Raw genomic sequence first — 12,891 nt, 5'->3', positions numbered from 1 at the left:
TTAACCTGTTAAAACGTTATCTTCTGGGTATTTAATTAATGTCGGTTCTGGTCGCGCCAGCATGTAGGCTAGTGTCAATGGACCAATACGACCGATGATCATCACAACGATCATGATGTACTTACCTGGTTCCGACAGTTCTGCTGTCAATCCAGCCGTCAAACCTACCGTCGCAAAGGCAGAAATGGTTTCAAACATTACCTTATCAAACGCGGCTTTCTCAGTAATCATCAACAAAAACATCGCAGTGGTGAGGATAGCGCCACTTACCACGATAATCGCTAATGACTTGGTTACGGTTTGCCAATTCACCGTGCGTTTAAAGATCACAACATGCTTTTTCTGGCGCAAGAACGCCCATGTTGCCATAAATGCCACTGCAAAAGTCGACACTTTAATACCACCACCTGTAGAGGTTGAGCCCGCACCAATCAACATCAGTACGATCATCACTAACAAAGCAGGTTGGGTAAACTGAGCCAAATCTACGCTGTTAAACCCAGCGGTACGTGCACTTGCCGATTGGAAGAAAGCCGCTAACCATTGCCCCGCAACAGGCAAAGACGCCATGGTATTTGGGTTATGTCTTTCCAGTAGCCAAAACAAAATAGTACCGACACCAAGCAATGCAGGTGTCGCGATCAACATGATTTTGGTGTGCAGATGCAAAAAGTGAAAGCCTTTACGCCAATGCAGCCATAAATCACCGATCACGGTGAAGCCCAAGCCACCGAAGATAAACAAACCCGCTAGGGTGAAAATCACCACCGGGTCGTTAACAAAGCTCATCATACTATCGGAGAACAACGCAAATCCTGCGTTATTGAATGCTGAAATAGAATGAAACAGCGCATAAAACATGCCTGTTTGCCAGCCCATTTCTGGCACCCAGCGGAAAGATAGGAAGATAAATCCAATGGTCTCAGCAATCAGAGCAAAGACAACGATTTTCTTGACCAATTTACGTAAGTTGACTTGGCGATCTTGCCCTAACGCATCTTTCGCAAGTGCTTGTTGACGCAAACTCAAACGAACACCAAACATATACAGCAGCACCGCAGACAGCGTCATCTGCCCTAGCCCACCAATTTGCATTAAGAACATCAATAGCACTTTACCCGCCAAGGTAAAGTGCTGCCCGGTATCTACGACACCAAGCCCCGTTACACTGATAGCCGAAGTCGCGGTGAACAAAGCGTCAGTGATAGAAAGCCCGGTTACAGAAAAAACCGGCAGGGTCAGCAAAACAGCAGAAGGCAATAACACACCGAGAAAGCTCAGCAATATAATGCGCGGTTCGCCACCTTTCGCTTTATCTCGTTTGCCATCTGGGGCGTAAAACACGCCTCTCTGATGAAATTGCTTCATAGTGATTTCAACTTGCTCGCAAGTTTGTCTTGGGGTCCCACAACAATGATGAGATCGCCGATCTCCAGCGTTGAATTGAGATCCGGTGCTTTGGTGATTTCTGGACCGCGTTTAAAGCCAAGCACTTGTACACCTTCCACCTTACATAAGGCTAAATCGCCAAGTGTTTTGCCCATCCAACGAGAGCCAATCACAAACTCTGTCATAGCTAATCCACTGCCTAGTGGATGAAACTCCAACACACGTTTGTCCAGCATCTTACGCGCCACACGAATACCCATATCACGCTCTGGCATGATGACGTAGTCTGCACCGATTTTTTGTAGAACACGTGCTTGGAAGCGATCATTCGCTTTTACCCAAACCGATTTCACACCCGCTTCTTTTGCGATAAGTGTTGCGAGGATGCTGGCATTGACGTCTGCACCGATAGCAATCATGACCATGTCATAATCATCAAGCTTGAGTTCTGCGACTGTCTCTTCATGAGTACAGTTCGCTACGATGGCTTGGCTAACAAATCCCGCCGCTTCTTTCACTCGGTCTTCGTTAATGTCTACCGCCAAAACTTGTGAACCTGAATCCTGCAGTTCTTTACAAACGGCCAAGCCGAAACGACCTAGACCAATTACAGCAAATTGCTTATCACCAGTTTTCATTCGTGCCTCATTTATGCGTTGAATAGCAGGCGCGAAAGTCTGCGCCTATTCCTCACCATCTGCAAACATGACGACAAAAAATTGACAAAACCCTAACTCAAACCTTCGCGCAAGATCTAACCAAAGCGTAAGACACATTGAACGAGTTTTCCTAATTATTAGCAATTAAATCAAAAGAATAACTACATGCTTCACACTTCATCTGTGCATGGTTTTCGCTATCAAATAAAGAAAGAAAACTGAGACCACGTTGAACAAAAAGCCAGAGAGAAAAGAAAAAAGTAAAAAATAAGCCGCATCGAGGTGCGGCTTATCATGTAGAAAAGAGCTATCAAACGTTATTTAGCGTTACGTTTATCACCATTTTCGCGACGTGGACGCTGATCTTGCAGCTTACGCTTGTTCTTCGGAACATAGTTCAGAATCGAAATTGGCACAGGTTTTCTCGGTGCAAAACCTTCAATTTCTACACGCTCTAGCAAATGACCAAGGCGGCTTTCGATCATGCACAGGTTTTTGAAATCGTCTTTCGATACCAGTGAAATCGCCTCGCCCTCTGCACCAGCACGACCAGTACGACCAATGCGGTGTACATATTCATCGGCTGGGTAAGGTAGATCGTAGTTAATCACGACAGGCAAGTTATCAATATCGATACCACGTGCCGCCACACCCGTTGCTACTAAGTATTGGATTTCACCGGCTTTGAACTTCTCAATCAGTTCTTGGCGAACACGTTGGTTACGACCACTGTGGAAAGCTTCAGCCACAATGCCACGCTTCTCTAATTGAGTAACCAGTTTCGCTGCGCCATGTTTTGTCTCGATGAACACCAACACTTGCGACCAGTCGTTCTCATTCAACATGTGGCTCAGTAGTGAGGATTTCATGTCTTTATCAACGGTGGTGATCCATTGCTTAATGTTTGACTTAGACGCGCTGTGTTTTGCAATGGTGATTTCTTCAGGGTCAACAATTGCATTCTTTGCCAAATCACGAACTGGGTTAGATAAGGTCGCGGAGAACAGCAAGCTTTGAATATCTTCCGGCATGCAATCGATGATCTTATCAATCGAATCAATAAAGCCCATATCCAACATTTTGTCAGCTTCATCTAGGACCAGCATTTCCACTTCATCAAAGTGAATAGCACGCTGACCGTATAGATCAATCAAACGACCTGGAGTGCTTACGACAATGTCTACGCCTTCAATCAACGCTTGTTTTTGCGGTGCGTAATCCACACCACCGAACATCGCCATAGAACGCAATGGTAGATTTTTGCCATACGCTTCAATGCTCTGATGAACCTGAAGAGCCAATTCGCGCGTTGGCGTTAGGATGATCGCACGTGCACGCTTTTTACGTTGCGTTTCGCCGTGGCTCAGTTTTTCTAAGATTGGTAATACAAAGCTGGCAGTTTTACCTGTCCCCGTTTGTGCTGCGGCAATTAGGTTACTACCACGCAGAACAATAGGAATGGCTTTTTGTTGGATAGAAGTCGGTTTTTCGTAACCCAGCGCCTTCACAGCATCTGTGATAGAAGCACTTAAACCAAGCTTAGAAAATGGCATACAAACGTCTCAACGAAGAAATGGGCGCGTAGTGTATCAGAATCCGAACTAAGTAACAGAATCTATCTGTCTCCAGCAGAGGCTTACTGAAATCTACTCGTGGCGACAAAGAAATTCTATCCTTTTAATAAGTCATTCAATTGTTACAGCGTGATGATTTATTCGCCACTTCACGTTTCTTGTATTTGAACCTCGTTATGCTGCTAGGGTGTGCATCACTGGAAAACTTCATGGACATTTTATTACTGGTTGGATTAATCGCGCTCAATGGTGTGTTCGCCATGTCTGAGATTGCATTAGTGACTGCCAAAAGCGGTCGACTGAAAAAGTCAGCCGAACACAGCTCTTCCGCTCGTCTTGCTTTAGAGCTTAAGAATAACCCCACTCAATTTCTCTCTACTATACAAATCGGCATCACCGTCATTGGCATCCTCAGCGGTATTTTTGGTGAAGCAACCCTCTCAGTTCCATTCGGGCATTGGCTCGTCGCACAAGGTTTAGAGCGTGAGATAGCAAATATCCTTGCAACGGCAATTGTGGTGGTCATGATCACTTACTTCGCCATCGTGATTGGTGAGCTCGTGCCAAAGCGTTTTGCACAAAACAATGCCGAACGCATCGCTGTCATCGTTGCCTACCCAATCCACTGGCTAGCAAAACTGACCACGCCATTTGTCATGCTACTGACCGTTTCGACCGACACACTGCTTAAGCTTCTACGCCAAAACAACGCAGGCGAAATCGTCACAGAAGAGGACATCTTTGCTGTCGTTAGCGAAGGTTCCGAATGTGGTGCTATTGAGCCTCAAGAACAATTGATGATCCGTAACTTGCTCCACCTTAATGACCGACTAGCACTTTCACTCATGACACCGAGATGCGATATCCATTATCTCGATTTAGATTTACCTCTCGATGCGATTTTGAGGAATCTACGTCAAACTCAGCATTCTGTTTGGCCCGTCTGCAAAGGAGGGTTAGATAACATTATCGGCACCGTTTCCTCTAAGGCGTTATTAGATGAATACGATGAGCTATCCATTTCTCGCTTAGCCAAGCTGTTGAAACGGTCGCGCTTCGTACCCGAATCAATGAAAGGTCTACCACTGCTCAATTACATGCAACAAACCAGTACCGAGATGGTGTTTATCGTCGACGAATATGGCGATGTGCAAGGACTAGTAACTCACTACGATCTGCTTAAATCCATCGCTGGTGAATTGGGCATGGCACCACAGCAACTCTGGGCAAAGAAACAGAAAGATGGCAGTTGGATCATGGATGCGCTGATCCCACTTAACGAGTTGAAGTACAAACTAACGTTGAACCATATTGAAGGCGAAGAAATAGAAGGATTCCAAACATTGAATGGTTTTCTGACGTGGTTAATTGGGCGCGTGCCGACTCAAGGAGAAACCGTCGAATATCAACAATGGCAATTTGAGATACTACACGTGAAGAATAATCGCATTGTCCAAGTCAAAGTCACCGAGTCGCTCTGTGAAATGAAAAGCGATTAAAGCGGAATAAAAAAGCAGCTTCCGGCTAGGAGGCTGCTTGTTAGATCAAACCAGTATTCGCTTTAGAATAGGTAAGTTGCACTTACGTATGCACTGCGACCTTTCTCTGAATAACCGTAGTAGTCGTCTTCATCATCAAGCTCGACATCAAAGATGTTGTTCAAGCCAGCTTTAAGATTGAGCTGTTGGAAGTCATAAGCAACACCAAGACCGACAAGCGTGTAGCCATCTACTGTTTTGTTCTCACGGCTTAGGTTTGTGATCACCTGTTCACCAACGTAGTTTACTCGCGCAAACGTAGTGAATGCGTCAAACACTTCCCAGTTCAAATCAAGATTTGCAAGATGCTCTGGCGTCTTCATGAGCGTATCATCCGTGCTCTTGTCTTTCGCGTCCGTGTAGGTGTAGTTACCCTTTAGGTTGATGCTGTCAGTAATGTCATACCAACCTTCAAGCTCGATACCTTTGATCTCTGCTTTACCGATGTTTTGGTAAGTGAAGATAGGCATTTTACCAACCGCACCAACTGGCTTGGTTAGGTCGCGTTCAATCTTGTTCTTAAAGTCCGTGTAGTAGTACATCAAGCCAACACCCATAGACGTGGACTCATAAGCAAAACCGGCTTCGTAGCTTTCTGATTCTTCAGGTTTTAGATCGTCGTTACCCGTTAACCAACAACGGTTACCACAACTGATTACACGTACTTGATCGCTGCTTTCCATCATACCCGGCGCGCGGAAACCACCACCCGCACCACCTTTGAACACAAATTCATCGGTGAAGCTATAAACTGCATATGCTCTTGGACTGAAGTGACTACCATACACTTCATGGAAGTCTTGACGACCACCAAGTGTCAGCGCCAATTTATCGAGATCGAACTCACCCTGAACAAAAACCGCGCCTTGATAGTTATCGATGTCGCCTGATGGTACATCTCGGCTGTTTTCCAATTCAGAAGTACGGTATTCGCCACCAAACACCCACTCATGTGAGTCACGCCACAAACCAGAAACTTTAAAATCAAGCGTGTTGTTTTGTAGCTCAACATCAGCAGCGCCATTGGTGTATGCCGTACTTGCATCATCAAGCTTCATATTTTCGCCATACAAACGTACTTGTGTATCCACAGACTCCCATGCACCTTCATGCGTCAGTCCGTAGTTCCAACGCGTTGAGTCTTGAGAATTTGTTTGCGCACCCGAACGAGGATGGACCCAATCCGCTTCACGCTCATCGTTGGTGTAAATCACATCGGCGATCAAACGCTGTTCATCAGTAAGCTGCCAAGCCATCTCACCAAATACATTGGTGGTGTCTTTCTTTTCTAATGCATCAAAGGTCGGGTTAGTATCGGTACGCCACGGATCTCTTGAAGAGCTTTCAACAATGATGCTGCCTTCAAGGTTTTGTGCGAGTTCACCACTAGCGTAAGCATGACCTTTAACACCATCACCACCGTCGCCTTCAAGAATGCTTTCGTATTCCAAACCAACAGAACCTGATGTCTCTTTGGTTGGCGACTTCAAGATAACGTTGACCACACCACCCATCGCTTCAGACCCATACAGGGAAGAAACCGGACCGCGAACCACTTCAATTCTCTGAACCGCAGTCAGTGGGATGCTTGATAAGTCAAAATCGTTACCACGAATCAAAGCATCTTGAGAGTTAATACGACGACCGTTAATCAAAACCAAGGTGTGCTTAGAATCCAGACCACGAATACGAATGGTGTTACGACCGTAAGCTGTACGACTCAACACACTCACCCCGGTAGCACTACGCACCGCTTCTGAAATGTCTTTTACCGGCATCTTAGCGAGATCGTCAGCGGTAATCACCGACACTGATGCCGGTGCAGTCAACTCTGAATGCTGTGTTAAAGACGCTGTCACGACCATGCGTTCCATTTCCACAACATCATCTTTATCGTTAGCAACTGCATGACCACTGAGTGCCGTCAAAAGTGCACCGGCAAGCACTGTCGGCATAAATGCGGGCTTTTTAACTAAACTATTCACTGCATATCCTTATATCTATTTTATAAATAAATTGAGCTCGCAAACTCTAATAAACGAATGTATAAATGACAATCATTACTACTCGTATTTACATTTAGATTTGAGCTGGGCTATATTTTTGAACTGCAACACATTGAAAAGCACCGAGTTGGGTAACATTCTCGACCCTTTCTGTCTTCAATTAGAAAGTGTCAGTCCAAGGGTTCACATCGTAAAAGCCACACCGGAGATGTATTCCAAATTGGGCTTTCCCGAGGAAGAGCAACAAATTCATAAGTCGATAGCTAAACGCCAGCGAGAATTCAGAGCAGGACGCAACGCGGCTCGTGCCGCCATACAAATGCTCTCCTTGAGCCAAGATAACGGGAACTCCCCGCTCATTTTGACGGGAAAATCCAGAGAGCCTTTATTCCCTCAGCCAATCAGTGGCAGCATCAGTCACACTGATGGTATTTGCCTCGCGGGTTGTGCATTAAAAAGTGACATCGCAAGCTTAGGGATCGACGTAGAACGCAATGTCCCCCTCGCCTCACACCTTTTTACAAGCATCTACACAGGTGACGAACAGAACTTAATCAAATCGTCTAGCCACCTACCTGATGCTCTGATATTCAGCATCAAAGAGAGCTTGTTTAAATGCTGCTTCCCCTTTGTTCAGGTGTATTTCGATTTTCTAGAAGCACAAATCACGCTGCTGCCTGAGAGTAGAAACTCAGGACAATTTCGCTTCGAACTGATTGGAAATAACCAAACCTCTTTAACCGCCAAATTGCCCGACCTTCCATTTCATGGCTACTACTGCTTCAACAAGCAGTTTATTTTCTCACTGTGCTATTTCTCCTCATGAAGTCGTCATTCATTTCTATTCGATGACCTTTTTGATCACCATTTGCTGTCGTTCATTAACCAGCGGTAAGCGCTGCTCTAAACGCCACTTCCACATTTGTGGGATTGAAATACCTACTGTATCGAGTTGCCTTGTCTGCGGACCCAAGTACCAATAAGCATCAACCAATTCATCTAAGCAGGTAAAAGCATATGGATTCACGGGAGGCTTTTTCGGGATCAGTTCAAGAAACGAGCGCTGTTTTAGTAAAGGCTGATCCGTCGGGTAAATGCCATGTTCAGGGGCATTCAGTTCGCTAGATAAGATGTGTGGCCAAACTGATACATACTGCTCACCAAACTTGTGTTTCGCTAGCTCACCGAAGGTGCTGTGTTTTGCCATAAAGCCCAGCGTTGGCGAGCACTTTAGAATGTGTCTCGCGCCAACTAACACCACCACACCAAGCCCACATTTCGACGTTTGTTTTTCTACTCCTTCTGCCAAAGCTTGATCACGTTGTGCACTGAGCTTTGCTAACTCTTTCGAATGTTGGATGTCTTCCCAGCTGAACGATGGTTCGGTCAACACTATCTTGATCGGCACCTTACGCGTGCTATTTACAGCACGAACTCGCTCAAAGAAAGCACCGTAACAAGGATGCAACCAAGCGGGAAATGCGACTGAGTCCAACCACACCGCCGCTAATTCAGCTTGGGTAACCGTCTCTCCCGATAAGTAGTTATTGAGTAATGCTTGATGCTTGGCATTCCCAAATTCAATGAACAAATGGGAAAACGAGCCATCCAATTCAGGTGCAAGTAAGGCTTCCGTTATCTTCTCGAACAGTTCGCTAAACCAATGAGCTTCACCGATGGCAACTACACTGCCAGCGTTAAGTTTGCTTTTGAGAAAAGCCAGAGGGGAAACCACCCCCTCCAACAAATCCTTAGTTTTTGCTTTGGTTGAGGTATCAAACATCAAATCTCTCTCTCAGTTCTTCAACCATATGTGAACCAATCAAACGCAGCATATCTGGGCGCATCATTTCACGATGAACACACGCGACATCGATCACTTTGAGCTCGCCATCCATGTATTTGAACCATCCATTGCGATCAAGAAATGCCTCTTCTGGTGGCTTCTCCGCATTGAAAAACAACACATCACCTTGATACTGATAATTGACGCTATCGCGTACGCGATGGTTGTTGTTAATGACCACTTCCACCATTGCCGTAATGGTTTCAGCACTCAGGTGCGCCATTGATGATCCTGCATCTTGTAAGATGTCGATCACTTCAGGTCGCGTTAGGCTAGAATGCAACGATTCATCAAACTCTACCCCAGCCATACGAATTAAGGCGCCAAGCGCTTTCTCTTCGCCAGGCGGGTGCATACTTTGCCATTGCTCCGTTGGGTAAGAGTCCAACAAGGTGACTAAGCCAACTTCTTGACCTTGCTGCTGTAAGATACCCGCCATTAAATGCGCAATCATGCCGCCAATAGACCAGCCTAGTAGGTGATATGGACCAAAGGGTTGTTCTTCTCGAATCGCCGCCACGTAATCCTCAGCCATTTCGGTCATTGATTTAGGCAGCGGAGAAGAAGGGTCACCGAGGTTTTTCGCTTGTACGCCGTAAAGAGGCACATTGGATGGAATAATCGGAGTCAAAGCCGCATAGCACCAACTCAAGCCACCAGCAGGATGGACACAGAAAATAGCTGGCTTGCCCTCTCGTTTTCGCAGAGGCAGTAAGATATTGAGCGCTTCATCGCTTTCACTGCCATTTAACTTGGCGGCAATACCGGAAACCGTCGGAGACTCAAACACCGCCGCAAGCGATAGCTCAATTCCCATGATCTCTTTCACATGAGCAATCAACTGAGCAGCAAGCAACGAGTGTCCGCCTAATTCAAAGAAGTTGTCATCCACGCCAACCGCCGGTAAATCAAGTAAGCGGCAAAATAGTTTGCATAAACGCTCTTCAACAAGGTTACTTGGTCCTTTTGTGCTCACTTGAGCAGACAAATCTGGCTTGGGTAACGCATCACGATCCAATTTACCATTCGGTGTTAAAGGGAAGCTTTCAAGCTCAACAAAATAGCTTGGCACCATGTATTCCGGTAATGGCTCAGCAAGGTACTTTTGTAGTGCGTTAGTATCAATTCCCTGCTCAAGATCCTCTGCCGACACATAAGCAACAAGGCGTTTATCATTCTCAGTATATTCCTGAGCTAACACGGCAACTTGCGCAACACTTGGGTGGTTTGCTAAGGCATTTTCAATCTCTTCTAACTCGATTCGGAAACCACGAATCTTGACCTGAAAATCGCTTCGCCCACAGTATTCAATCGCACCATCTTCGCGCCAGCGCGCTAAATCACCAGACAAGTACATTCGGCTACCTTGTGGACCAAAGGGATTGTCGATAAAGCGCTCTTGAGTCAGTTCTGGCTGACCATAGTAGCCCATCGCCAACTGTCGACCTGCAATGTATAAGTTACCCACCACACCAGGAGGTACAGGATTAAGTTCGTCATCAAGAATATAGATTTGCGTGTTCCATACAGGACGACCTATAGGAATCGAATTCCCTTGCGTATTCGCCTCACTTGGCCAGTAAGTTACGTCCACCGCAGCTTCTGTCGGACCGTACAAATTATGCAATGGTGCATCAAACTCTTGGTAATAGTGATTGACTAGCTCCATTGGCAACGCCTCCCCGCTACAAAAGACTTGGCGTAGACTTTGGCACAATCTGGCATCTGCTTGTTGTACGAAAATTTGCAGCATTGAAGGCACAAAATGCAAGGTGGTGATCTGCTCTTTATGAATCAAATCTTGTAGGTATATTGGGTCTTTGTGTCCGTCTGGTTTCGCAATAACAAGGCACGATCCGACCATCATTGGCCAGAAGAACTCCCATACTGAAACATCGAACCCTGCTGGCGTTTTTTGTAATACCCGGTCTTTCGCATCAATTGGATATTGGTCGTGCATCCACAAGAGTCGATTGACAATCGCATCATGCGTAACGACGACGCCTTTTGGTTTCCCGGTCGAGCCCGAGGTATAAATCATATAAGCTGGTGAATGAGGTTCTGGCTTAACTTGAGGAGGCAACGGTTCTACCACTTTATATATCGTAGGCAGCGTCTCATCATCCACTAGCTTTACATCCACCTCTTGCGGCAGTTTGTCTTGAAGCGTCTTGGTTGAGAAAACAAATTTCGGTGAAGAAGATTCGAGCATGTAGTGGATACGCCCCTCGGGGTAGTCAGGATCCACAGGCACATAAACCGCGCCAGCCGCTAAAATGGCTTGCTGTACTACAATCAGCTCTTCGCTTCTTGGGACACACACAGCAATGCGGTCACCAAGCTCAACGCCTTGCGCTGTTAACCAGTTGGTGAGTGAATACACTTTGCGAGCCAGTTGCTCGTAACTCAACGTCTGACCTTCAAAGATCAAAGCCAGAGCGTGTGGTGTCAAAATACGTTGGCGAGCCATGATGGCGGACAGCGTCGTTTCCGGTACTTCGTGAGCGGTATCGTTCCATGTCTCGACAACCTTCTCTCGCTCACCAGCCAGTAAAATACTGACATCACTCACTTGGCAATGAGAAGGATCTTGAGCTTCTGCGCTTGTAAAAAAGTCACTCATAAAATGGAACAAGCGTTGTTGATGCTCATGAATCTCTTTCTCTGAATACAGCTCTGGATTCGCATCCATATCGATGTGTAATTGCCCAGCTAATTCATAGCAATAGAAAGAAATGTCATCGACCGGTCCGGCTGATAAATTGTGTGCTTTTGAAGTGAGGTCACCGAATTTATGCTCGTACTCAAACGGCATAATATTCACCAATGGACCAAATAGATTACGATGATCTTTTACCAAATTTAGCTCGCGATGAAGCTCTTCATAGCGATAGCTTTGATGACGGCGAACCGATGCAAATTCTTGGTTAACTTGCTTCACCAACGTTTTGATATCCAGTCCTGATTCAAAACTGACTCGTACAGGAAGAATACTGACGCGCATCGCCGGAGTTTGAATGGCTACCGAGCCCAAACGCCCCATCAGAGGCACACCAATCACCACTTCATTGGAGCGTGTCATACGGTGTACATAAGCCGCGATAGATGCGATAAGTACGCTATACCAGTGTGTTCTGCACTGTTTAGCTAACGACTCCATTCTCTGAAAGTCAGAGGCTGCCATTGCACCTTTTAGGCGAAGGAAATGGTCTGAAGTCACTGTCGGCTTACCCGCAAGGTTTACAGTGTCAGAATGGTCGGCATAACGCTGTAAATAAAATGCGCGATCTTTTTGGTATTTCTCAGAAGCTTTATAGTCGTCATCTTCTTTCAAAAGAGCCTGTTGGTCTGCAAATTCAAGCTTCTCAAAGTGCTCTCCTTTAACCAACTGACCATAAACATGCGCCACCCGCCCCGCGACCAGCGACATGCTGTAACCGTCTATCGCAATGTGATGCAGTGAAAGGAACCAAACGTATTGATCATCGGAGAGCTTAAGCAATGCCATGATGAATAAAGGACCTTGTTCCAAATCGACAGGTTGCTTTAACTGATCTTTCATCCAAGTCACAGCGGCATCAAGCGGTTTAACGTGTTGCGAAAAGTCGATACGTTCAACTTGCCAGGTTTGTCTATCTATCACCATTCGCGGTCCTTCGGTGGTGGTAACAAACTTAGCGTGCAACGAGTCGACTTCATCAATTGCCGTTTTGACTGCTTCAACAAAACAAGGCTCATCCACCTCGCCTTCAATAACCAGGTATTCGCCAGTCTTATAAATTGGGTTTTTAGGGTCACGTAACTGAGCAAACCAAATCCCAGCTTGGGCATCCGTAAGCGGCAACAACTGCTCTGCCGTATAAGGTAAATCGTACATGT

At 46.0% G+C, this 12,891-nt stretch carries 8 protein-coding genes; 2 read left to right on the top strand and 6 right to left on the bottom strand.

What is annotated here, in order from left to right; translation table 11 throughout:
- From NL647_RS10865 to NL647_RS10855, 3 genes are all read right to left on the bottom strand, one after another.
- On the bottom strand, positions 1-1,368 hold the full coding sequence (locus tag NL647_RS10865) for a TrkH family potassium uptake protein (RefSeq protein WP_005446560.1): 1,368 nt from the start codon (positions 1,366-1,368) through the stop codon (positions 1-3).
- Positions 1,365-2,027, bottom strand: coding sequence for a TrkA family potassium uptake protein (locus tag NL647_RS10860; RefSeq protein ID WP_253650139.1), 663 nt, complete (start codon positions 2,025-2,027; stop codon positions 1,365-1,367). The genes NL647_RS10865 and NL647_RS10860 overlap by 4 nt, the downstream gene beginning before the upstream one ends.
- A 338-nt stretch (positions 2,028-2,365) precedes the next feature.
- Positions 2,366-3,601 (bottom strand): DEAD/DEAH box helicase, encoded by a 1,236-nt coding sequence (locus tag NL647_RS10855; RefSeq protein WP_253650138.1) that lies wholly within the window; start codon positions 3,599-3,601, stop codon positions 2,366-2,368.
- Between the two features lie 197 nt (positions 3,602-3,798).
- Here NL647_RS10855 and NL647_RS10850 point away from each other — a divergent pair, with 197 nt between their 5' ends.
- The gene (locus NL647_RS10850) at positions 3,799-5,121 is read left to right on the top strand and encodes a hemolysin family protein (protein WP_020480884.1); all 1,323 of its coding nucleotides are present in this window, start codon (positions 3,799-3,801) and stop codon (positions 5,119-5,121) included.
- 62 nt (positions 5,122-5,183) lie between these two features.
- On the opposite strand, the gene NL647_RS10845 is transcribed toward NL647_RS10850, so the two are convergent.
- Positions 5,184-7,145: a TonB-dependent receptor gene (locus tag NL647_RS10845; protein ID WP_253650137.1), complete on the bottom strand. Its 1,962-nt coding sequence runs from the start codon at positions 7,143-7,145 to the stop codon at positions 5,184-5,186.
- Here NL647_RS10845 and NL647_RS10840 point away from each other — a divergent pair.
- Entirely contained in the window at positions 7,114-7,992 is an 879-nt protein-coding gene (locus NL647_RS10840) for a 4'-phosphopantetheinyl transferase superfamily protein (RefSeq protein WP_367618294.1), read from the top strand. The two genes, NL647_RS10845 and NL647_RS10840, sit on opposite strands and share 32 nt — an antisense overlap.
- A gap of 15 nt (positions 7,993-8,007) precedes the next feature.
- Here NL647_RS10840 and NL647_RS10835 read toward each other — a convergent pair whose 3' ends face one another.
- Positions 8,008-8,949: a hypothetical protein gene (locus tag NL647_RS10835; RefSeq protein WP_222325754.1), complete on the bottom strand. Its 942-nt coding sequence runs from the start codon at positions 8,947-8,949 to the stop codon at positions 8,008-8,010.
- The gene (locus NL647_RS10830; protein ID WP_253650135.1) at positions 8,942-12,889 is read right to left on the bottom strand and encodes an enterobactin synthase subunit F; all 3,948 of its coding nucleotides are present in this window, start codon (positions 12,887-12,889) and stop codon (positions 8,942-8,944) included. The genes NL647_RS10835 and NL647_RS10830 overlap by 8 nt, the downstream gene beginning before the upstream one ends.
- Positions 12,890-12,891 lie beyond the last annotated feature (2 nt).

Origin of the sequence: Vibrio sp. Y29_XK_CS5, from assembly GCF_024181835.1 — a bacterium.
In the GTDB taxonomy this organism is placed as follows: Bacteria; Pseudomonadota; Gammaproteobacteria; order Enterobacterales; family Vibrionaceae; genus Vibrio; species Vibrio harveyi.
The sequence above is the reverse complement of the archived record's forward strand: the minus strand, read 5'-3'. Positions and strand labels throughout refer to the sequence as shown.